At 69.2% G+C, this 22,478-nt stretch carries 18 protein-coding genes; 8 read left to right on the top strand and 10 right to left on the bottom strand.

The features are described from left to right. Positions 1-32 precede the first annotated feature (32 nt). Both ACIBST_RS40695 and ACIBST_RS40690 read right to left on the bottom strand, forming a co-directional pair. Positions 33-815 (bottom strand): DUF4097 family beta strand repeat-containing protein, encoded by a 783-nt coding sequence (locus tag ACIBST_RS40695; RefSeq protein ID WP_397178856.1) that lies wholly within the window; start codon positions 813-815, stop codon positions 33-35. Between the two features lie 42 nt (positions 816-857). Continuing rightward, a complete protein-coding gene (locus ACIBST_RS40690) occupies positions 858-2,003 on the bottom strand; it encodes a serine hydrolase domain-containing protein (protein ID WP_397178855.1) in 1,146 nt (381 codons plus the stop codon). 141 nt (positions 2,004-2,144) lie between these two features. On the opposite strand from ACIBST_RS40690, the gene ACIBST_RS40685 reads away from it, so the two are divergent. Further along, positions 2,145-5,291: a BTAD domain-containing putative transcriptional regulator gene (locus ACIBST_RS40685; protein ID WP_397178854.1), complete on the top strand. Its 3,147-nt coding sequence runs from the start codon at positions 2,145-2,147 to the stop codon at positions 5,289-5,291. Between the two features lie 558 nt (positions 5,292-5,849). On the opposite strand, the gene ACIBST_RS40680 is transcribed toward ACIBST_RS40685, so the two are convergent. Then, a complete protein-coding gene (locus ACIBST_RS40680) occupies positions 5,850-7,298 on the bottom strand; it encodes an FAD-dependent monooxygenase (protein ID WP_397178853.1) in 1,449 nt (482 codons plus the stop codon). A 63-nt stretch (positions 7,299-7,361) separates the two neighbouring features. Between ACIBST_RS40680 and ACIBST_RS40675 the strand changes: the two genes are divergently transcribed. Continuing rightward, positions 7,362-8,033 (top strand): TetR/AcrR family transcriptional regulator, encoded by a 672-nt coding sequence (locus tag ACIBST_RS40675; protein WP_397178852.1) that lies wholly within the window; start codon positions 7,362-7,364, stop codon positions 8,031-8,033. 365 nt (positions 8,034-8,398) lie between these two features. Here the strand turns inward: ACIBST_RS40675 and ACIBST_RS40670 are convergent, their stop codons facing one another. Beyond that, positions 8,399-9,217, bottom strand: coding sequence for a tyrosine-type recombinase/integrase (locus tag ACIBST_RS40670; protein WP_397178851.1), 819 nt, complete (start codon positions 9,215-9,217; stop codon positions 8,399-8,401). Between the two features lie 618 nt (positions 9,218-9,835). Here ACIBST_RS40670 and ACIBST_RS40665 point away from each other — a divergent pair. Continuing rightward, on the top strand, positions 9,836-10,183 hold the full coding sequence (locus tag ACIBST_RS40665) for a VOC family protein (protein WP_397178850.1): 348 nt from the start codon (positions 9,836-9,838) through the stop codon (positions 10,181-10,183). Here the strand turns inward: ACIBST_RS40665 and ACIBST_RS40660 are convergent. Further along, positions 10,149-11,210 carry a DUF4158 domain-containing protein gene (locus ACIBST_RS40660; protein ID WP_397178849.1) on the bottom strand — a complete coding sequence of 354 codons (1,062 nt, stop codon included), beginning with the start codon at positions 11,208-11,210 and terminating at the stop codon, positions 10,149-10,151. The two genes, ACIBST_RS40665 and ACIBST_RS40660, sit on opposite strands and share 35 nt — an antisense overlap. A gap of 212 nt (positions 11,211-11,422) precedes the next feature. Here ACIBST_RS40660 and ACIBST_RS40655 point away from each other — a divergent pair, with 212 nt between their 5' ends. Continuing rightward, positions 11,423-12,466 (top strand): IS110 family transposase, encoded by a 1,044-nt coding sequence (locus tag ACIBST_RS40655; RefSeq protein ID WP_397178970.1) that lies wholly within the window; start codon positions 11,423-11,425, stop codon positions 12,464-12,466. Positions 12,467-12,519: 53 nt separating this feature from the next. On the opposite strand, the gene ACIBST_RS40650 is transcribed toward ACIBST_RS40655, so the two are convergent. From ACIBST_RS40650 to ACIBST_RS40640, 3 genes are all read right to left on the bottom strand, one after another. Further along, positions 12,520-12,696 (bottom strand): hypothetical protein, encoded by a 177-nt coding sequence (locus ACIBST_RS40650; RefSeq protein ID WP_397178848.1) that lies wholly within the window; start codon positions 12,694-12,696, stop codon positions 12,520-12,522. A gap of 357 nt (positions 12,697-13,053) precedes the next feature. Further along, the gene (locus ACIBST_RS40645; RefSeq protein ID WP_397178847.1) at positions 13,054-13,398 is read right to left on the bottom strand and encodes a hypothetical protein; all 345 of its coding nucleotides are present in this window, start codon (positions 13,396-13,398) and stop codon (positions 13,054-13,056) included. Positions 13,399-13,936: 538 nt separating this feature from the next. Continuing rightward, entirely contained in the window at positions 13,937-14,503 is a 567-nt protein-coding gene (locus ACIBST_RS40640) for a helix-turn-helix domain-containing protein (protein WP_352328251.1), read from the bottom strand. Between the two features lie 95 nt (positions 14,504-14,598). On the opposite strand from ACIBST_RS40640, the gene ACIBST_RS40635 reads away from it, so the two are divergent. After that, positions 14,599-15,522 (top strand): NmrA family NAD(P)-binding protein, encoded by a 924-nt coding sequence (locus ACIBST_RS40635; RefSeq protein ID WP_397178846.1) that lies wholly within the window; start codon positions 14,599-14,601, stop codon positions 15,520-15,522. A gap of 317 nt (positions 15,523-15,839) precedes the next feature. Here ACIBST_RS40635 and ACIBST_RS40630 read toward each other — a convergent pair whose 3' ends face one another. Further along, positions 15,840-16,181, bottom strand: coding sequence for a hypothetical protein (locus tag ACIBST_RS40630; RefSeq protein ID WP_397178845.1), 342 nt, complete (start codon positions 16,179-16,181; stop codon positions 15,840-15,842). A gap of 384 nt (positions 16,182-16,565) precedes the next feature. Here ACIBST_RS40630 and ACIBST_RS40625 point away from each other — a divergent pair, with 384 nt between their 5' ends. After that, positions 16,566-18,563: a sialidase family protein gene (locus ACIBST_RS40625; protein WP_397178844.1), complete on the top strand. Its 1,998-nt coding sequence runs from the start codon at positions 16,566-16,568 to the stop codon at positions 18,561-18,563. 418 nt (positions 18,564-18,981) lie between these two features. Next, the gene (locus tag ACIBST_RS40620) at positions 18,982-20,031 is read left to right on the top strand and encodes a VCBS repeat-containing protein (RefSeq protein WP_352328255.1); all 1,050 of its coding nucleotides are present in this window, start codon (positions 18,982-18,984) and stop codon (positions 20,029-20,031) included. 20 nt (positions 20,032-20,051) lie between these two features. Here ACIBST_RS40620 and ACIBST_RS40615 read toward each other — a convergent pair whose 3' ends face one another. Further along, entirely contained in the window at positions 20,052-21,017 is a 966-nt protein-coding gene (locus ACIBST_RS40615; protein WP_397178843.1) for an IS701 family transposase, read from the bottom strand. A 25-nt stretch (positions 21,018-21,042) separates the two neighbouring features. Here ACIBST_RS40615 and ACIBST_RS40610 point away from each other — a divergent pair. Further along, positions 21,043-22,196, top strand: a protein-coding gene (locus ACIBST_RS40610) for an IS3 family transposase (protein ID WP_397178969.1) whose coding sequence is annotated in 2 segments (ribosomal slippage) — positions 21,043-21,241 and positions 21,241-22,196 — 1,155 coding nt in all. Because the reading frame shifts where the segments join, the coding sequence is not laid out codon by codon here. Positions 22,197-22,478: the final 282 nt, after the last annotated feature.

The following is a 22,478-nucleotide window of genomic DNA, read 5'->3' as shown; positions in this document are numbered from 1 at the left end:
AAGTGAAGTGTTCGCATGGGGAAATCCGTGAGTCAGCTGGTGACACGGTGGAGCAGGATGTCGCCCTGGGCGACGTGGGCGTGGAGCTCGACGGTGTTGCCGGCCGACATCCCGGGGTCGTCGCCCAGGTTGTCGCGGACCCTGCCGAGCGTGGTTTTGGCGTCCAGCAGTACGGCGCTGCCGTCCGGGATCCCGACGTCGATCGTCCCGGCGCCGACGTCCAGATCGGCGCGCCCGCGCGCCATCGCGCCGACCTTGACGGCGCCTTGCTCGACGGTCACGCGCAGGCCGTCGGCGGCCCGGTCCACCGTGACGTCCCCGGCGCCGTTGCCGATCACGGTGGCGCCGATGCTCTCGCCGACCTTGATCTGGCCGCGGGCGGTGGTGAGGGCAGCCGTGCCCCCGGACGTGGCCACGGTGATGTCGCCGTCGTCGGTGCTCAGGCGCGACTCGCCGGTGCGGGCGAGGTGGATGTGGCCACGGGAGACGTGGGCCCGTACCTCGCCCAGGCGGCCCTGGCCGTTCAGGTGCCCGTCGCGGAGGCTGATGTCGAGCGCCGAGCCGCTGGGCAGCTCGACCGTCACCGCGACGCGGCCGGGCAGGGATCGGATGCTCGAGCGGTCCTTGACCGTCAGGCGGCCGCCCGCGTAGGTGACGCGGGCGCGTTCGGCGGCCGCGACGTCGGTGGCGTCGGCCGGATCGGCCGGCCGTACCTCGACGGCGGTGTCGGTGCGCTGGGTCGCGCTGATGCGGATGTCGGCCGCGGTGAACGACACGACGGCGACGATCGGCTCCGGTGTGTCAAAGGTATCCATTGATGGTCCACTTTCAGCGGGGGTCGGTGGCGGGCGGCGTGCTTACGCACCGATGGAAACGCCGAACTCCGCTTCGATGACTTTGAACATGGGGTCCCAGGACTTCCACTCGGTGTTGGTGTGCACGGCGACGGTGTGCCGGCCATCGGGAGTGCCGACCGCGAAGAAATAGGAGCCCCAGAAGCTGCCGCCGACGCCGCGCAACGTCCGGCCGCCGGTCGCCTGCTCGTCGAATTCGAACAGGCCCAGGCCGTAGCGGGTGTGCGGCATCCAGTAGCTGCCCTCGGTGGAGACGGTGGTCCACATCTGCCGGTGCTGGGAGGGCGGAAGCAGGCTGCCGGTGGTCATCGCGTTGAAGAAGCGGATCATGTCCGTCGTAGTGGTGACGATGTTGCCGGCCGCGTAGCCCGCTGAGGAGTTGAACTCGGTGACGTCCAGAGGCGGCAGGCCGGGCTCCTCCATCAGCGATTGCCAGTTCTCTGGGGTGACCGCTGCCGGGTCGGCGCCGTCCTTGAGGAACTGGTGGGAGTAGCCGCGCGGATGCGGACTGGGGTAACCGGTCTCGGTGGGGGGGCGCACGCGGGTGTGGGTCAGGCCGAGCGGCTGGACGACCCGGCGGTCGACCTCGTCGGCGTAGCTGTTGCCGGCGACCTTCTCGATGATCGCGCCGGCGATGTAGAAGCCGCCGTTGGCGTACTCGAAGCGTTCGCCGGGCGCACCGACCGGCGGCTGGGACACCGCCACCCGCAGCAGCTCCTCGGTGCTGAAGGTGTCGAAGCGATGCCGGTCGAACCCGGAGCGGGTGGCGTAGCGGTGGCTGACCTCCGGGGCCAGGCCGGTGGCGAACAGGCCGCTGGTGTTGCTGAGCAGGTGCCTGATGGTGATCTTGTCGCCGTCGTAGCCGTTGACGTCCAGCACGCCGGGCAGGTGGGCGTTGACCGGGTCGTCGAGGCTGAGGCCGGCCTCGGCCTCCAGGGCCAGAAGCGTCGCGGCCGTGAAGGCCTTGCCGCTGCTGCCGGCGTGAAAGTACTCGCCCGGCACGCGCGGGGAGCCGGTTGTGATGTCGGCCACGCCAGCGGTGCCGAACCAGGTGCGGTCGCCGTCTTTGACCTCGGCGACGATGCCGGGAATGCCGACCTCGGCCACCGACCAGTCGAGCACCTGCTGCACGTTCTCGTGTGCTGCCATTGCACTGCCTTTCGGACGTTTCTTCCGTACGTCCTCCAGGGTGTCCACCGGCGCTTACATGCGTCTTAGAACGCTCTTTTAGCCGGTATGGCGCCACTTTCAAACGGCACGTGCGCGTCGTTGTGCTCATAGCCTTTGTGCATGCGGATGGAGTTGCTGGGACCGGTCCGGGCCTGTGCCGACGACGGCACGCCGATCGAGGTCGGCGGCGTCATGGTCCGAGCGCTGCTGGCCCGGCTGGCTCTGGCCGAGGGCGAGATGGTGCCGGTCGACGCGCTCGTTGACGGCCTGTGGGGGGAGCATCCGCGCGGGGGCACCGTCAACGCACTGCATGGGCTGGTGCATCGGCTGCGCAAAGCTCTGGGCGAGGCCGAGCTCGTGGAGAGGGCGGCCGGCGGGTACCGCCTGCACGTACGCGCCGAGGACGTCGACGCCTGTCGGTTCGAGGAGAAGGCGAAGCGGGGCGGTCGCGAACTGGCCGCGGGTGACGTGCGGCGAGCGGCCTGGCTGCTGGACGAGGCGCTGGCGCTGTGGAGGGGAGGCGCGCTGGCCGACGTGCGTGACACCCCCTTCGCCGCCACGGCCGGCGCGCGGCTGGACGAGCTACGGGTCGCGGCCATGGAAGACCGTTTCGAGGCGGAGCTGCGACTGGGCCACCACGACGAGATCTTGGCCGATATGGCGGCGATGGCCGCCGGTCACCCGCTGCGCGAACGCCTGGCCGGATTGCGCATGCGAGCGTTGCAGGCGGCAGGCCGCCAGTTCGACGCGCTGGCCGTGTTCGACCAGGTCCGCGGCACCCTCGCCGAGGAACTAGGCGTCGACCCCTCCGAGGACCTCCGCGAGACCTACCTCGCCGTACTGCGGGGTGAGCGGGAGTACCCCCAGGCGCGACAGGCTCGGCCGCACGCAGTGCCAGGACGTCTGCCCGCCCCGCTGACCAGCTTCGTCGGCAGGCAGGAGGAGCTGAGGTTGCTGGCCGGGTTGCTGGAGTCCTCCCGGCTGGTCACCGTCGTGGGCCCCGGGGGAGTGGGCAAGACCCGGCTGGCCGTGGAGGCCGTGAGCCGGCATCGGGTCCATCAGCGAGGCCGGGCCTGGCTGGTCTCCCTGGCCGCGGTGAACACGGCCGACGGGCTGGTGGAGGCGGTGCTGAGCACGATCAGCCTCGCCGGAGCCCAGCCGGCCGGCACGCTACTGGAGCGGGTGGTCAACCTGCTCGCCGGTGGTGAAGGCGTGCTGGTTCTGGACAACTGCGAACAGATCTCCGGAGCCGTCGCGGAGTTCGCCGGGCAGTTGCTGGAGCGCCAGCCGGACCTGACCATTCTCGCCACGAGCCGGGAACCGCTGGACGTCATGGGTGAGGCGCTGTGCCGCCTGGGACCCCTCGGCCTCCCCCCGGCGCACGCGGATCGCGATCGTGGCTCCGCATCGGCCGCGGTGCGGCTGTTCCTCGACCGGGCGGGAGCCGTACGACCCGGCTTCGCGCTGGACGCGTCGACCGCGCGGCCGGTCGTGGACATCGTGCGCCGGCTGGACGGGCTGCCGCTCGCCCTGGAACTGGCCGCGGCACGCCTGCGGACCATGAGCGCCGAGCAGATCGCCCGGCGGCTGGATGACCGCTTCCGGCTGCTCAGCACCGGTAACCGGACCGCCCAGCCCCGTCAGCAGACGCTGCATGCGGTCATTGAGTGGAGCTGGGATCTCCTCACCTCACAAGAGCGCACACTGGCCGCCCGGATATCGATATTTCCGGCGCGGACGGGTATCGCGGTGATCGAAGCGGTCTGCGCGGATGAGACGCTTCCCGCGGACGAGGTCGTCTACGTCCTGGACTCCCTGGTCGACAAATCCATCGTGGAGCGGGCCGGCGACGGCTACCGGATGCTGGAAACCATCCGGGCATACGCGGCGGGGAAGCTTCGACTCGCAGGAGAGACCGACGCCGTCCTGCGTGGGCTCACCCGGTACTTCGCGGACCTGGCCGACGCGCACGAGCCGCTGCTGCGCTCGGACAAGCAGGCGGAGTCGCTGCGGCTGTTCCAGGCCGAGTACGACAACCTGATGTACGCCCTGCAAACGGCCATCGACGGAGACGACGCCGAGACCGCGGCCCGGATGCTCGGACCGCTGTACTGGTACTGGGTCATGCTCCGCTACGACGCCCGGGCCGAGACCTACATCGCCAAGGTCACCGAGTTCGGCGACGCGCTGCCCGCGGACGCCCGCGCCGCGTTCACCGCGATCCACCTGGTGGGCGTCGAGGGCGGCCCGATCACTGACCACGAGCGGCTCTGCGCGCTCATCGGCGACTGCGCGCGCACGGGCGCGCTGCGCCGCTATCCGATGCTGCTGACGATAGTGCTGGTGATGGCGGCGATACTCGGGCTGGACGAGCTGGTCGATCAAGAGATCGCCCGGGTGCGCAGCGGCCCGGACCGCTGGGCGATCGCCTGCACCTTCATGATCGAAGCCATGCGCCATCGCGAGCAGGGCGACCGGGAGAGCACCGCGACCGCGATGACCACGGCACTGCGCCTGTTCGAGGAGACGGGCGATCGGTGGTGGACGGCGAAGGCGCTGTACGGCCTGGCCCAGATCCACGCCATCGCCGGAGACCACGACCAGGCGATCACCGCCTACGAGCATAGCCTCGCGATCGCCACCGACCTCGGCTCGCAGGATGAGGTCTCCACCCGGCTCGGGCTCGCCACGGAACGCATGCGCGCCGGCGACCTGGCCGGCGCGAGGCGCGACATCGACACCGCCGAACGAGCGGCCTGGCGGCGTGGCCAGCCGGCGTTGGAGATCGAGGTGCTCGGCATCCAGGCAGAACTGCACCGCCGCTCCGGAGAGGTCGAAAGCGCCGATCAAGCGCTCGACCGGATGGAGGCGCTCCTGCGCAAGCTGCCCCAGTCGGCGGAGGCCATCGACCCTCGGCTGCTCCTCGCTCGGGTAGCCAACCTCCTCACCGCTGGCGACGCCGTACGCGCCCGCGAACTGATGCCCCGCGCTGTCGAGGCGGCGCAGGCGATCATGGATGCCCCCTTGGCTGCTCAACTCCTGGCCAGGCTCCTGTTGCTGGAGGGCGATCCGGCAGGCGCGGCCACCGCGCTCGGCCTGAGTCAGGCCATCCGCGGCGCCTTCGACCACGGCGACACCGAACTGCGCTGCCTCTCGGAGATGCTCGCTGAGTCGCTCGGCCGTACCAACTACGACAGCGCCTATGAAGGGGGCGCCGACCTGACCCCACACGAGGCCACCGACCGTCTGACAAAGCTACGTGTATAGGTCCAGGCTGGCAGAGGCGTTTGAGCCGATTGTCGTACATGAGGCAGGTCAATTACGAGGTGAACGGCCCGGATCGGCTGGCCGATGACGGCAACGAGCACTGCGGTGCTGCCCCGGTAGCGAGCCGAAACACCATCGCGGCTCCTTGGGACAGGACACATTCACAGCGCAGCCGCCGGCGCCGCCCTCGGCTCGGGGCTCACGAGCACTCCTCGTTGATCGGCGGTGTCTCCGGCTCGCGCGGCGTCGCCCGGATCGCCGGGATTCCCCGCGCGCGTGGGGCGCGTCCGTCTGTGGAAGGTGTCGCGGGTGGCCGGCTTGCGGCCGGCTTGGGAACGCTCCCGCGAGCGTAGGTTTCGCCCCCTGCCCGGTCCAGATCTCCCATGCCGCCCGCCGCGCCTCTCCATGTCCAAGCAGCGGGGACGGCAGGCGGTCCGCGCACCTGACGGAAACCGCGACGGTCGCCACGTCTCAGCGTTTGACAGTCTGGGAACCTCGCCGTCCGATCTGGACCAGGCTCGTCCGGCGTTCAGCAGGGTCCCGCCGTGGCGGGGCGGGTCAAGCCGCCCCCGTCCAGTCCAGCAGGGCCTGCTGCTCGGCCTCCATCGGCCCCGCCCAGGCGAGGTGCCCGTCCGGCCGGACGAGGAGCGCCTCGGCCTGCTCCAGGTCGGGCGAGGGCTGCCAGGCCGTGGCGGTGACGATCTGCATGCGGTCGTCCCGGCCGCCGGGCGTGCCGGCCCGCTTTCCCGTATGGACGAGCAGGAATCGCCCGTCGTGCAGCAATTCGTACAGACGCTCAACCTCGGGCCGCTCCGCGACGCTGATCGGCAGATCGGGCACCCGGGCCCCAGCCGGGAAGCCGTCGCCGTAGTGGGTGTCGATCGCCGAGACCGAGGCGGCGAGGTCGTGGTTGACCTCCCCGATGCGCAGGAGGCCGTCGAGCATGCCGCGCAGTGCCATGACCGGCCGCCGGTACTGCGGCACCAGAGTCAGTTCCATCAGCAGCGTCTGCACCTCGGTGTTGGCGGTGACGGCCGCGCCGACCGGGCGGCGCTCGGCGTCGTAGGAGTCCAGCAGCCCTTCCGGAGCCCAGCCCTTGACCTGGGCGGCGAGCTTCCACCCCAGGTTCATGGCGTCCTGCAGGCCGGTGTTGAGGCCCTGTCCCGCCGCCGGGAAGTGGATGTGGGCCGCGTCGCCCGCCACCAGGAGCCGGCCCTGCCGGTACCGCCCGGCCAGGCGGGTCGCGTTGCCGAACCGCGACAGCCAGCGCGGCTCGGCGACGCCGAAGTCCGTGCCGGCGACGTTCGTCAGCGCTTGCCGGAACTCCTCGTACGTCAGGGGCAGGCCGGACGGTACCCGCATGCGTTCGGGATCGATGACCACGAACCGGGTCAGCCCGCCCTCCAGCGGCACGGCCAGCACGCCGCGGGCCTCGGCCGCGCGCACGGCGTCCGGCTCGGTGACGGCGAAGTCGCCGAGCATGCCGGACAGCGTCTCGTCGGTTCCGTCGAAGGGGATGCCGGCCGCCTGCCGGACGATGCCGCGTCCGCCGTCGCAGCCCACGACGTAGGAGGCGCGCAGCGTCTCTCCCCGGGCTGTCTGGACGACGACGCCGTCCGGCTCCTGCCGCACGGCGGTGACCTGACAGCCGCGGACGATCTCGGCGCCCAGCTCGCGGGCGCGGGCGTCGAGCAGTTCCTCGGTCCGGGCCTGCTCCAGGAACAGGGTGTAGCCGTGCCGGGTGTCGAGGGCGGTGAAGTCGAGGCGCGTGTTCAGGCCCGCGAAGTGCCACCCGGGCAGGGTGTGACCGCGGGCGAGGAAACGGCCGGCGATGCCGCGCAGGTCCATCACCTCGATGCTGCGCGGGTGCAGCGTGAGCGCCCGCGACTGGCTGGTGGGCGCGTCGTTCCGTTCGAGCACGCGGACCGCCACGCCCGCCAGGGCCAGCTCCGCGGCCAGCAGCAGTCCGGTGGGCCCGGCTCCCACCACGATCACGTCGATGTGCACGCTTGCGTCCCTCCTATTAAATGAACAACGTTCATAAAATCGAGGTCATTAGTATCACTGGGCATGGGACCCACGTCAACCTCCTCGTCCGCCCAGCGCTCCCGGGGCCGCCCCCGCAAGATGGGCGTGCCGGAGGCGGTCGCCACCGCCCTGCGCCTGGTCGACGAGGACGGGCTCGACGCGCTGACCATGCGCCGTCTGGCCGCGGCCCTCGACGTCCAGGCGGGCACGCTCTACCGGCACTTCGCCACCAAGCAGACGCTGCTCGCCGCCATGGCGGAGGAGATGCTCGCGGGCTGCGCCGACCCGCTGCCCGACGGGCTCGCCTGGCGCGATCAGCTCACCGAACTGGCCGGACGGCTGCGCACCGCGCTGCTGTGCCACCGCGACGGCGCACGCGTCTACGCCGGCACCCACTCCGTCGGCCCCAACACGCTGAACTACGCCGAGACGCTCGTGGGCGTGCTGCGCGAGACATGCCCGACCCCCGAGGCCGCCACCCGTACGGCACTCACGATCATCCACTTCACCGTCGGCCACACCCTGGAGGAACAGGCCGCCCAGTCTCTCGCCGGCTCCGAGCTGCCCGCCTCACTGACCCTGCTGCACGCGGCCCTCGACCCCGACGCCTACCCCAACCTGGCCGCCGCCGAAGCCACACTGACCAGCACCGATTTCGCCGCCCACTTCGCCCACGGCCTGAACCTGATCATCACAGGACTGACCACCGACTGACAGTGATGATGTAGATGAGCGCTTCCCGCCAGGGGCTGACCCACCGACTGACTGACCTTGGGTCCTCAACGGGATCTGTCGTCCCCGGCCGGGAAGCGCTCATCTGCACTCACCGGACGTGGCGCCTGTGACTTCATAGGAGCCTGGCCAGAGGCCCCATCACTGTCTTGTCCGCTTGCCCGGCTGGTGCGTGCCGCCCTGCCCCTCGGTCAAGACGACAGGACGACGATGACCTCCATCACACCCGACACCGCCCCGATCAGGCCTGTCGTTAACGAAGCCGTCACCGGGTACATGCGATCGCGTCGACCCTGGTCGACGCGTCGGAGCGGTGCTTGGCATGAGCGTCGGGCGGAGCACGTAGCTCAACGGCTCGTCCGGTCGCGGTGTCGGCGGGCGGCGCGGATCTCGGCGTCGGCCACCTTGTCGTCCAGCAGCGCGTACAGCTGCGTGGTTTCGGCAGAAGCGTGGCCGAGGCGGCGGCGCACCGCCTCGATGGAGACGCCGGCGTTGATGAGTTCGGTGGCGTGGGCGTGGCGCAGTTGGTGGATGTCGATCTCGACGCCGGCGGTGGCGCAGTAGGTCTGCCAGCGGTGGTGGGCGGCGTCGTAGGACAGCGGGCCGCCGCGGCCGTTGATGGAGGCGCGAAACAGCGGCCCGGCGCTGTAGCCGGCGCGGGCTAGATACAGGCCGCAGACTTCGGAGGCGCGGGCGCCGCACACATAGGCGGTCTCGAACAGCACCCGATCGCGTAGCCGGTCCAGCGGTAGATCCTTGCGCGGCCGCCGCGAGCAGATCGCCGCCAGCACCTTGGCGACGTCGGCGGCCGCGGCCGGGCGGGGCAGGGTCTTGGGCACCTTGACCGTGTCGATGCGGTCCATCGGGTTGGCGGTCAGGAGGTCGTGCCGGACCGCCCACTTGGCGAAGGAGGCGACGGCGGCGCGTTTGCGCTTGCGGCTGGCCGGTGACAGATCGGCGAGCTCGGCCAGGAACGCCCGGACCGGTCCGGCGGACAGTGCGCCGAGTTCTTCGCCGTGGTGGGCGGCGAAGGCGATCAGGTCGCCGCGGTAGGCGCGCCGGGTGTGCGCGGAGGCGCCGGCGTTGGCCAGGTCGGTGAGGAAGTCGTCCAGGTGCCGGGCGAGTGAGTGTGCGCGGCCGAGTTGCTCGGCGATGACCGGATCCATCGTGTCGACCTCCACCACCCGCCGGGTTGCCAGATAACCGGGAATCGAAGCGTCCGCGCCGGGCGACGGCGGCCCAGCTCGCGCTATGCCGGTGATCGCTATCTCGCCAGATAACAAAAGTCATCTAAGAACTGGTCGTGCCCCACGCCTCTCTGACTTCCGTGGTCGATCAGGACCGCTTGGCCCTCAGCGGCCCTACCTCTCCGCCGGAGGGGTAGGGCTCGGGCTGCAGGGAGGCAGGGCCCTGGCCGGATACGACAAGCAGCAGGCTTACCCCGAGGCCGTCGCGGCCGCGCACGCCGACTTCGCCACCCTGCGCCCCCGAACTGCACGGGAATACACGACACAGGATGTCGTGATTCGTTGGGAGGCTTAACGGAGTGATCCCTCAGACACCCTGAGCGGTCACTCCATGCGGGTCTGGGCGCGCAAGCAGTTCCGGGGGCCGAAACCTCGGCGGTCGAGCTGCCAGGTTCGGACAACCGTCGGTGCCTGCTGCTGCGGTCCTGGCCGTTCGCAATTCACTCACACGAAGGAGCATCAGATGGGGTCTCAACTCAACCCGTGCCTCGCTTTCAACGGGAACGCACGGCAGGCGATGGAGTTCTACGGGACGTCTTGGGCGGCAAGCTGGAGATGGGCACGTACGCCGAGTTCGGCTCGCCGGACGCACCCGCCGACCGAATCATGCATGCCACGCTCCGCACCCCGGACGGCTACACGCTGATGGGTTGGGACGTCCGGGAAGAGATGCCCCACACCCCGGGCAACAACGTTGCGGTCTTCCTCGGCGGCGACGACGCCGAACTCCGCGGCTACTTCGAGAGGCTGTCCGCCGGCGGCACCGTGACGTTGCCCTTGGAGAAGCAGTTGTGGGGTGACGAGGCCGGCTCGCTCGTGGACCGGTTCGGTATCACCTGGATGGTCAACATCACCCAGCAGCGGTCGCGGCCTGGGTCATCTTGAACAGGATGTTCTCCTTGCCCGAGACGCGTTTCAGCTCGGCGACGAACTCCTCGGTCACCTTGGTGTCGGCGCGCGCGTTGATCCGCTTCACGGTGGTGATCAGCAGGTCCGTCATCGCGTCGATGATCTCCCGGCGGCGGCAGTGCAGATAGGCCGCCGGCAGCGTCACCCGCAACTCGTGACCATGCCGGCGCAGATGGCTGGGCGAGGACACCGCCACGCGCGCCCGCCAGGACAGCAGAACGCCGGGGGCGATGTCGTCGAAGACGTCCTGCGGCAGCCCGATCGCCTCGATGGCGCCGAGCTTGAACACCTCCTTCTCCATCGTGGTGACGCTCACGTTGCCGGGGTCCTGCCGGATCGCCGCGAACACGTCCACGCCCTCAGCCTCCGCCGACACCTCCTCACCGCCGTCCCCGATCTCACCACCGGCCTGTGAATCCCGATCTTCTGTCTCGGCGCCGTCCTCGCCGCGGCGGGCGATCAGGGTGAACATGCGCTCGGCCACGTCGTCACTGACCCGTGACCAGACGCGCAGTGTTAGTGCCTTCTCGGATTGGTCCAGCGCAGAGCCGACGATCCGCTGCAGTCGCTGCTTGGCCGGCGGCTCGATCCGCTCATCCTTCAAATGGGCCAGCAGCGCCGCCCGTACCCGGTAGGCCCGCCGCTCGGACAGGCACACGTCGCCGGACAGCCACTCGGCCGCCTTCTCGGCATCCTCGACACCGCACTCCCGAAACCCGGTGAAGGCACGCACGTCGGCCCTATGCGCCTTGCTGGTCCGCCCGTCCCACTCGTAGAACGCCAAGTCCGCAGCCGGGACCTTCACCGCGGCGGCAACGTACTCGACGGCCTCGTCCGGCAGCTCGCCACGCCCGCGCGGAAACCAACCATGGAGCTGGTGAAACTTCAGCATCAACGCGAAGACCAGCTTCGTCGGCCCGCGACGCCCTGACAGGAGCTCCATCTCCTCATCAAGCAGCGTCCAGTGGCCGACCAGTTCGTCTTCATCGAGGGCACGCGCCATGGCACTTCAGGCTCTCTGCCCAGGGGTTGCCAGCAATCAAGGCCAGCTACCGCAAGTCCGATCCCCCGAGATCCGGACCAATTGCATACCGCACACGATCCGACACGTCCCGCAAACCCCGAAAATTCTGGGAGGGACCCTTCCAGACGGCTCAATGGCCAGGGCAAACGCGATCGCGTGTACCTGGTGACAGCTTCGTTAACGACAGGCCGATCAGCGAAGTCACCGGCGGGGTCGACACCCACCAGGACACCCACACCGCAGCGGTGATCGACGGTGTCGGCCGAGTGCTGGGCACCGAGCAGTTCCCCGCCACGCCGGCCGGATACACCGCCCTGCTGACCTGGATGCGCTCCTTCGGACAACTGACCCGGGTCGGCGTCGAAGGCGCCGGCGTCTACGGAGCCGGCCTGACCCGGCTGCTGCAGGCCGAGCGCATCGATGTGATCGAAATCGACCGGCCCGACCGCAAGACCCGCCGTTTCCAGGGCAAGTCCGACCCGATCGACGCCATCGCCGCCGCCAAGGCCGCCCTGGCCGGCGACCGGACCGGCACCCCCAAGCAGCGCGAGGGCCAGGTCGAAGCGCTGCGCTGCCTGCGCATCGCCCGCCGCTCGGCCATCGACCAGCGCGCCGACACCCAGCGCCAGATCAAGGCCCTGATCGTCACCGCCCCCGACCACCTGCGCTCCCAGCTGCGCCGCCTGCCCACCAGCAAACTGATCGCGACCTGCGCCGCTCTGCAACCCGACCACGCTCAGGCCGGCGACCCAGCCACCGCAACGATGATCGCTCTGGCCCGCCTGGCACGCCGCCACCACCAGCTCACCGCGGAGATCTACAACCTCGACGAGCTGCTGCAGCCTCTCGTGGCCGCCATCAACCCCGCCCTGCTCTCCGTGCACGGTGTCGGTCCCGACACCGCCGGGCAGCTCCTGGTCACCGCCGGAGACAACCACGACCGGCTCGGCTCCGAAGCCGCCTTCGCCATGCTCTGCGGCGTCGCCCCGACCCCCGCCTCCTCCGGCAAGACCCACCGGCACCGCCTCAACCGCGGCGGCGACCACCAAGCCAACGCCGCCCGCTACAAAATCGCCCTGGTCCGCCTGCGCTGGGACCCCCGCACCCGCGCCTACATGCAACGACGCACACAAGACGGCCTGTCCAAGAAAGAAATCATCCGCTGCCTCAAGCGCTACATCGCCCGCGAGCTCTACCAGATCAACACCAAAAGTGATCATGGCCCTAACGGTTGACATCAATAGGAGCATCGCCGGCGTCGAGAGCCGGATCACGAAAGGGCATCTCCTCAGGCCAGGCGGGCCGCAACCGTCGGGGAGTCCGCGCAGGGGGCGGCCGCAGGAGACCAGGTCGTCCAGGACGGGGCGAGCCCGGTCGGGACCGCGGCATAGGCGGCGGTCAGGGTGGGCGCGGGGATGACGAGCGACCCGACATAGGTGTCGTGCATCCAGACGACGGCTTCCATGTAGCGGGTGCGCTGGGTAGCGAAGTCGGTCAGGGCGATACGTCACGGTACATGGCAGCTCCAGGAGGGTCTGGGCGCTCGGCCCCGTATCCGCGTGCTGGGAAGAGCGGGAGGTCCCCGGGGAACGCCGATTTGATCGACAGCAGCCGGTCCGGCCGTACGGCCACGCGCGAGGCCTGCCACGAGCCTCCCGGCGGGGACAGTCCTGGAGGGCTGCTGACAAGCCAGCCGGGGAAGGCTGCGCTCGCAAGTCCGGCCTCGCTGCGGCGGGGATGATCCGCAGTTGTGTTGCAAGGTGCGGTCGGCCCCGCCCTGGCGGGGTTGCCTCCATCCTTCCGGGATCGAGGCCGGCGCGCGTTACGGCACCGGCTCGACATGCTGGCCAGCCAGCTCGGGCACCAGCTCCTCGAGCCGCGTCAGGAAGGTTTCGATCTCGCTGCGGCCGTGGGCCAACAGCCACACGAGGCGGATGATCTGCCAGAAGGCGTGGCCACGATCCTGGGTCAGGCCGGCAAGCCCCAGTCGTCGCCATCGGTCGGCCTGGCCAGGGATGCTGCGCTCCCACGCTCGGCGAGCGTCCTCTGCGTCGTCGTCGCCAGGCAGTGGCGGGTAGAGGCGGGCCTCAACCTGGGCGGGGCTACCGAGACGTCCAGCGTGCTCGCTCATGGCGGCTTCGTAGCGGTTGAGCAGAGCCTCGGTCAAGACGTACCGCAGGGCGAGCAGCTCCTCGGTGAGCTGCTGCTGGGCGCTCGTCTTCAGCCTGCTCGGCGAGGGCGGCGATATCGTTGACGGCGTTGGCGTACTGCCGGCAGGAGAACAACATCGACGGGAAGACCTCGCCGGCGGCGACGAGGGCGGCGCCCGTGAGGCGGCTCTCCCTGATGATCTTCCAGCAGTGCGCTTCGCTCATACGTTCGATGCTGGGGTGCACTCTACCTTGATCGCCACCGGCCATGCGGGGGATCCCGTGACAGCGAACCTTGATTTGCGAACAACGAGTTGGAGCGGTCACCTGCGCCGTCCACGGTAAAGACGGCGATCCCGGGCTGTTCTTCGCGCAAGCCTGACGCCGAGAACGACCGGGTGAGGCCAGCCCGGGCGTTCACCCCCGAAAGTCGAGCGTTGGCCGTGTCCAGATGGTAGGAGGCGATCGGCCACTCAGGTTCGCCTGCCGCCGCTTCGCCGCCTGACGATTCGAATCAAGCAGGCAGGACGGGGGACGGTCTTTCAAGCAGGCTTCTCAGCCCTGCGGGCTCAGCCCCGCCACGGCCAGCCGGAACAGCCGGTCCGCGCGGGCCGCCGGGTCAGGGTGGTGCTCCGTCGCCAGGACGACACCGACGATCAGCGCGATCAGGTCGGCGACGGTGACGCCTTCCGCCACCGCCCCGTCCTGTACGGCGCGCTGCAGCAGGGGGTTCCCCGCCTCCGCCATCATCGCCGAGCAGGTGTTCTCGTGTACGGGGTCGGTCTCGGCCCCGTCGTAGGCCAGTGCCGCTGCCAGCCCTCGGGCCGCGACGCAGTAGGCGACGACGTCACTGAGCCATTGCAGGAGCGCGTCACGGCTGTCGCCCTTGCCTGTCAGCTCGCGGGCACGGGCGGCCAGGGCCTCGATGCGTTGATGGGAGACCGCCTCCAGCAACGCCCGGCGGGTCGGGAAGTGGCGGCGCACGGTGGCCGAGCCGACCCCCGCGACGCGCGCGATCTGTTCCAGGGAGGCGCCGGCTCCGTGTGCGGCGACCTCCTCCTCGGCCACGGCGAGGATGCGCGCATAGTTGCGCCGGGCGTCTGCGCGCTGGCGGTCGGGCATGGGCGTCATCTCCAGGGTTGCTAAATGGCGGGGGCCGCCATATCTTATCGCACAGAAAACGGCGACCCCCGCCGTTTATAGCTCCGAGGAGCACAATGACTGCACATCCCGCACCCGTCCTGGTCACCGGTGCCACCGGCAGGCAGGGCGGCGCCACCGCCCGAGCCCTGCTCGCCGCAGGCGTACCCGTACGCGCCCTGGTGCGTCACCCCGACACCCAGCGAGCCAAGGCCGTCGAGGCGCTGGGCGCCGATCTGGTCACCGGTGATCTCCACGATCGCGATTCGGTGGTGCGGGCCGCCACGGGTGTCCGCGCCGTCTTCTCCGTTCAGATGCCCGCCCTGGCCGCCGAAGGTTTCGATTTCGACGGAGAGGTGGCCCAGGCCGTCAACCTCATCGAGGGCGCGCAGGCTGCGGGAGTGCCGCAGTTCGTGCACACCTCCACCAGTGGCGCCGGTCAGCACACCGAGGCTCCCGGCTGGATCGCAGGACGCTGGAGCTCCTTGGACGCCAGCCTGGGAGCCAAGAGTACGATCCAGGACCGGGTCCGTGCGGCCGGCTTCTCCCGCTGGACGATCCTCAAACCGGGTTTCTTCATGGAGAACTTCCTGCCGTCCATGGCTTTCCTGTTCCCGCGGGGTGTGGAAGGCGGTTTGGTGAGCGTCGTGAAGCCGGACACCCGGCTCTCCCTCGCCGCGGTGGACGACATCGGCAGGGCAGCCGCCGCAGCCATCGCCGAGCCGGAGCGGTTCCACGGGGTCGAGCTGGAGCTGGCGAGTGACCACCTGTCCATGACGGAGGTCGCCGAGGTTCTCTCCCGCGCGCTGGGCACACACCTGCCCGCGCCGGACATGACCGAGGAACAGGCACTCGCCGCCGGAATGCCGGCGATGGGCGCCTCACACGAGTGGATGAACATAGCCGGGCAGCCGGCCCGCCCGCAGTACGCCAGGGACCTCGGCCTTCCGCTCACCAGCTTCGAGGAATGGGCTCGGCAGCACCTGCGGCCCGCGGCTTGACACAGAGGGGACGGCCGACTGCTCGGCGTCACCCCGGAGCTGGTCCTCATCCCTGCCCCGACCATCGTCTTGCTGATCTCAGCCGTCAAGATGGCCCGCCACGCCTGACCGTGCGCACCTCCTTGCCTTACGTCCTTGACACTCCACAAATGCAGCTGACCAGCTATTTCGCTCGTCAATCCGAGATCACCGTCGAAGACGGGGCAGTCGAGGGTCACCGAGGCGGAGTCACGCCTTCTCGCTGAAGTGCTGCGACGGGAGACGGCCCGCTCAAAGTAGATCGGATAGGCGCTACGCCACGCCAAGAGCGGAGCTGGTCAGCCGCCGAGGACGAGCTGCGCCGGGCCGGCACCGACCGCGACCTCCAGCGCGAGCGCGCCGCGGCCGCCGAGCAGCAGGCCCAGGCCGCAGAGGCCGGACGCGAGCGCGCTGCCGAGCAAGGGCGAGAACTGCGCGACCGGCTGGCCGTCGCCCAGGCCGCCGCCGGGCTGGTGCTGTCCGACCTGGCCGACCTCAGCGGCGACCTCGGCGACGGCGTGCGCGGGGTGCGGTTGCCCGAGGCCGGCCTCGCCGTCGCCCGGCAGCCGGACGGCGCCGTGGTGCTGCACCACCAGGGCCGGCAGATCCGGCTGAGCGACGGCCGGCACGCTGCCGCGCACGGCCGCGCCTTGGCCGCCGCGCTGCTGGCCCTTGCCTCGCCACGATCCTGAGCGCCCTGCGCCCCGTCCCCATCTGCTGTTCGACGCCGGCGACGGATGGCCGCGCTCTCCGATCGTCGAGGAGGCTGAGTGCAGAGATCAGCGGTACGCCTGTCGCCGCGCTCCGGGCGGGAGAGGAGGGTTTACCGTCTGCGCAGCGTGCCGCGAGCGGGAGGAGGGCAGGCCCACCGTCGGGACATCGGCCCGCGGAGGTGACCGCACCCCGTTGGCCGGTTGCGGACAATTCCCGTCTCCGCCTACCCGAGGGGTGTAATCAACCCCTTGCGGTAAGTAACGTCAATGCCGGTCCGGTCCGTGCGGGACCGGCCGTGATGGAGGTAGCACATGCCATATCCCACGCGCGCGGAGCGACTGGACCGCGTCCGGGCCACCCTGCAGGGCCGCCCGGCCACCGAACGCCTCGCCCGCCGGGCAACGCGGCCCCCGGCCGTCTTCTTGCTTGTCGGGGTGATGCTGCGCGGTGCCGCGCGCCTGGAGGCCGGGCTGGAGCTGACCGAGCTCGAACAAGAACTCGTCGACATGCTCCGGACACTGGCGGACGACGACGAGGAGGTCCGCGCGTTCGGCCGCACCTTCACCGAGGAGAACGCTGCCGCCACCCGCCAGACACTCTCCGCCACCGTGGCCGATCGCCCCCTCACCGAGGGCTACACACAAGACGACCTGGCCAAGGACATCGCCGCCCTGGGCGAGGAACTCCGCGCCCTGCCCAACGTGAACTTCGTGAACATCGATGCCCTCGCCGAGGACGAGCCCCTCGACAGCGAGGACTTCCTCCGGGCCATGGCCGACTACGGCTACGGCGTCACCGTCGTCGGCAGCTCCCGCTCTGACGCCGCGACCCCGGTCTCGCCCCCGCCGATAGACCTGAGACTGGACCTGCAACGGTTCGAATGCCGGCGCAGTACCGGAGACACGGTGTTCGGCCCTCAAGACGAGATCTACTGGGCCTACGCCTCAGCCAATGAGACCGCCAGGAACAAGTGGAACAAGACGCGGGAGTACGGCGACGTCCAGACCGGTTCGGTGCGCGTGTTCGATGCGGGCACCACTCTGTTCAACGGCCGGGTCGGCAACAGCCTGCCCATCCACATCCAGTGCTGGGAAGCCGACGACAGCCCCTCCTCCTGGCACAGCAAGCTCGTCGAGGACCTGAAGAAGATCGGTGACAAGCTGCAGCAGATCGCCTACCAGTTCAAGGACAATCCCGCCTGGTACTGGGAGGGTGGCGGATCGGACATCGGGGATTACCTCACTGTCATCACCGCGCTCGTCCAGGCGCTGATCGAGTGGTTCCGCAACGACGACGACCTGGTGCAGAGTCGCACCATCGTCTTCAGCCGGCCCGCGCTTGCCGCGCTGGCCAACCGCCCGGGCGCCATCGACCACTGGGGCTTCAACGGCATCGGCCGTTTCGATCTCCACATCCGCCTTACCCTGCCTGACGAGGAACGGCTGCGCCTGACCACTTCCTCCAACGCCGGCACCTGGAGCCAGGGCGCGCTGCTGCCCACCGCCACCGCTCGCACGGGCGCCGCGCTGGCTGTCTTCGACGACAAGCTGTACTGCGCGCACACCAGCGGCGACTTCCAGCAAATGTGGTGGTGCCACTACGACGGCACCAACTGGAGCGGCGACACCCTCTTCCCCGGCCCCCTCAGCAACGCCACGCCCGCACTGGCCGCCTACGACAACAAGCTGTACTGCGTCCACCGTGGCAGTAACGACAACGAGCAGCTGTACTGGTCGACCTTCGACGGCACCAGCTGGAGCGCCGCCACGCCCATCGGCGGCCACGCCAGCCCCTCCGCGCCGGCGCTGGCGGTTCTCGGGAACACCCTGTACTGCGTCTACCGTGGCCAGGGCAACGGCCACCTGCATACGGTGTACTACAACGGCAACGGCTGGTACCACGGCAACGCCTGGGACCAGAAGAGCGCGGACGGTCCGGCACTCGCCGTGTTCCAGAACAAGCTGTACTGCGTCTTCCGCGGCCCGGACTCCGACGAAAGACTCTACTGGGCGCGCCGGAACATCATGGGCGGCGGCAGCTGGAGCAGTTCCGTCCCATTGGGCACCCACAACAGTGCCGTCTCACCCTCCCTGACGGTCTTCAACGACGGCACCGGGACCAAGCTGTATGTTGTCCACCGCGGCAGCTACACCAATCGCAACACCAAGCTCTACTGGTCGAGCTTCAACGGCACCAGCTGGAGCACCGACACCCCCTTCAGTCCCGCTGCCACCTCCGTCGAACGCCCTGCCGCCGCGGCGTACGACGGCAAACTCCACGTCGTCCACCGCGGCGGCGGCCTGCTGTAACCATCACCGCCGCGGCCCCGCCGAGCGCGCGGCCCCGCCCCTTGGGCGCCGCCTGGGGGCCCTTTGTCCAGCCACATGGTGGCGCATTGGCCGGACAAAGGCCCCTCTACCGCTCAATTCTGTACGCAGCCTCAAGGGCCCTCCTGGCCGGGGAACCCGACATCGAACGGGCAACGTCACAGGTCATAGGCGTCACTGCCCCCTTTCTCTCGTACTTGGTCTGCCCCCCAGCTTCCCCGGCTCAGGCATCCGTCACGACGGCCAACCCGTGCGGCCAGGGCTTTGTCCTGCGCAGCAGCGTTCGGGTCAATCAGCGATGGGATTGGAACAAGAAGAACAGCCGGACCTTCGTGGCTCCGGTTGCCACGATCAACGCCTACGCCCACCCCGCAGAAGGGCATGAAGTGCGCCTTTCTGTGTGATCGGCCTGTTCTCCGGCTACGTCGAAGTCGGCGAGCACCCGCTCGCCCGGAGCCGCCGCCGCGACTGTGAGCAGCCCCTGCCGCTCGACACCTGGAACGGCGAATGCGATCCTCGGCGCAGACCCGTCGCTCCAGCACAGAAAGAGGAACACGTGCTGCGATCAGCTCAACGCCCATCGAAAACCCGTCGTGCCGCAACGATCCTCCTCGCGACAGTCGTCGCGCTGGCGTCCACCACGCCCGCGCACGCGACCGCGACTCCCACCATCTCCCTGAGAGGCGTGACGGACTGGGACGGCGACGGCCACCAGGACCTCATCGCCATCGACAGCAGCACCGGCTACTTATGGCTCTATCCGGGCGAGAGCAGGCGCGGCTACAGCTTTCAGCCACGGGTGAGAATCGGCAACGGCTGGAACGATTTCTATGTCCGCGGCATGACGGACTGGGACGCCGACGGCCACCAGGACATCCTCGCCATCCAGCGCAGCACCGGCCTGCTGTGGCTCTACCCGGGCGAGAGCAAGCGCGGCTACAGCAGCCAGCAACCCGTGGTGATCGGCAACGGCTGGGGCGGCTACCACATCCGCGGGCTGGCCGACTGGGACGGCGACGGCCACCAGGACATCCTGGCGCAGTACGAGGGAAACGGCCTGTGGCTCTATCCCGGCGAGAGCAAGCGCGGCTACAGCAACCAGCCAAGGGTGGGAGTCGTCATGGCCGGCGTCCTCCGCTACATCCGATGGGTGGCCGACTGGGACGGCGACGGCCACCAGGACGTCATCGGCAACGGCACCGGAAACGATCTGCTGATCCTCTACCCCGGTGAAAGTATCCGGGGTTTCAGCAGCCAACCCCGGGTCCAGATCGGCAACGGCTGGCAGCGGTATGTCGTCGCGAGCGTCGCCGACTGGGACGCCGACGGCCACCAGGACATCATCGCCATCAACTACGACACCTGGGACCTGTGGCTCTACCCCGGCGAGAGCAAACGCGGCTACAGCAGCCAGCAACCGGTGAAGATCGGCAATGGCTGGATCGGCTAGTAGTGCTTTGTTAGGTTTGCTTATGCCTGCTGCGGCGTGACGGTTTCAGCCTTCGATGGCAGGTAGGGCATGTGCCGGTCCAGGTCGCGAGCAGCAGTTGTAACTCGCGGATGACCTTGTAGAGGGTCAGACCGGCGCAGCCGCTTTGGGTCGAGTCGCAGCATGGTGATGAACAGGTGTGCGGCGGTGACGAGGGTGACGTGGCGGTGCCAGCCGGTCCAGGATCGGCCTTCGAAGTGGTCCAGTCCCAGGCCGGTCTTCAGCTCGCGGTAGTCGTGCTCGATCCGCCAGCGGATCTTGCCGTAGCGGATCAAGTCGGCTGGTTCGGTATCGGCGGGCAGGCTGGACAGCCAGTACTTGACCGGCTGGTCCTCGTGGTCGGGCCACTGCGCGATCAGCCACCGCTCAGGCAGAGTGCCGTCGTCGGCGCGAGCGATGCGGTGCCCGGCCGGGCGCACCCGCAGGAAGACGAACTGCGAGCTCATGGCGCCCTTGGAGCCTTCGCGCCAGGTGAGCGTGACCGCGGCGTCGCGGCCGGCGGCCCGGACGTGTCCGGCCAAGTTGACGGCGGTGTCGGGGTAACGCAGGCCGGTCCGGGTGGGAGGCCGGCCTCGGCCGGACCAGACCCGGGGCACTGCGACCGCGTCTGGGGTGTGCGCGAGGGCGTCGCCTTTGACCTGCACGATGTAGCCGATCCCGCGCTCGTCCAGGGCGCCGCGGAACTGACTGCTGTCGCCGTAACCGGCATCGGCCACGACCAGCGGAGGCTGCAGCCCTTGCTCGATCAGCGCATCGAGCATCTCCACCGCCATCATCCACTTGGGACGATGCCGCTCCCGTCCGGGGATCCCGCACCGGTCTCGTCGCGCGGCCACCTGTGGATCGGTGGGTTGCGTCCACGGGAGTTGGAGTTGGCCCGGTTTGGTGGACAGCTGATCTCTGGGGAACCCTGGTTCCCGGAAGAAGGAGTCTGCTGTGCCGAACAACTATCCGCCGGAGTTTCGCCGGCAGATGGTGGAGCTGGTGCGCGCGGGACGGACGCCGGAGGAGCTGGCCAAGGAGTTCCAGCCGTCCGCGCAGTCGATCCGTACCTGGGTGCGCCAGGCCGATCTGGATGACGGCCGCCGCCAAGACGGCGTGACCAGCGCGGAGAAGGAGGAGCTGGCCCGGCTGCGCCGCGAGAACAAGATCCTTCGTGAGGAGAAGGAGATCTTGCGCAAGGCCGCGGTTTTCTTCGCGCGGGAGACGGATCTGCCGAGAGGAAGTTCCGGCTGATTCATGCGGAGAAGGACCACCACGAGGTCTCCCTGCTGGCCCGGGTGCTGGGTGTGTCGCGCCAGGGCTACTACGCCTGGGCGGCTCGCCAGGTGCGCGGCCCATCGGCTCGAGCCCGCCGCGACGCCGAGTTGACCGAGCGGATCCGCGAGCATCATCGGGCCTCGGACGAGATTTATGGTGCGCCGCGCATCCACGCCGACCTGCGTGAGCTCGACGGGGTCCGGGTCGGTCGCAAGCGGGTGGCCCGGCTGATGCGCCGGGCTGGGCTGGCCGGGGTGAGCAGGCGTAGAGGCTGCCGGACCACGATCGCGGACGGGCGCGCTGCGGCTGCCTCGGATCTGGTCAAACGCCAGTTCATCGCAGCCGAGCCGAACCGGGTCTGGACCGCCGACATCACTTACGTGCCGACCTGGCAGGGCTTCGTCTACCTGGCGGTGGTGCTGGATGTGTTCTCCCGCCGGATCGTCGGCTGGGCGATGGCCGAGCACATGCGCACCGAACTGGTGACCGACGCCCTGGCGATGGCGCTGCACCAGCGCCGCCCCGAGGCCGGGGTGATCCATCACAGCGACAAGGGCAGCCAATACACCTCCATCGCCTTCGGTCAGCGCTGTGAGCAGGCGGGCGTCCGCCCGTCCACGGGCCGTACCGGGACCTGCTTCGACAATGCGATCACCGAGAGCTTCTTCGCCTCGCTGGAGTGCGAGCTGATAGACCGGCGCACATTCCGCACCAGGTCAGAGGCCGAACGAGCCCTGTTCAGCTACATCGAAGGGTTCTACAACCCACGCCGCCGCCATTCCGCCAACGGTCAGCTCAGCCCGGCCGAATACGAACGCCGACACACGCTCACGAACGCCCAAGCCCTCGACTATGCTGCCGCGTAGTCGCAAGCCCTGATGTGTCTATCGAACCGGGGCAACTCCACCGGCCGGGCCCCCAGATGATTTCGCCGCAGTGCGCAGGGCGCCGTCTCTTGCTTTACCAATGTCTTTTCAGTCTCGTGCCGGTCATTCGCGCTCGTTGCCATTTGCGCGAGAGGAAACGCGTGGGCTCGGTGAAGTGGGGGGGGGCCCCAAAAGGGGGCCCCCCCCCGTGAAGCAGTTGGGGCCAAAGGGAAACATAAGAAAGCCAGTACAAAAACCCATAAAACAAAGCGCCACAACCCC

The organism is Nonomuraea sp. NPDC049684, from assembly GCF_044465345.1.
GTDB lineage: Bacteria > Actinomycetota > Actinomycetes > Streptosporangiales > Streptosporangiaceae > Nonomuraea.
Note: the sequence above shows the minus strand (reverse complement) of the source record. Positions and strands in the feature narration are given on the sequence as shown.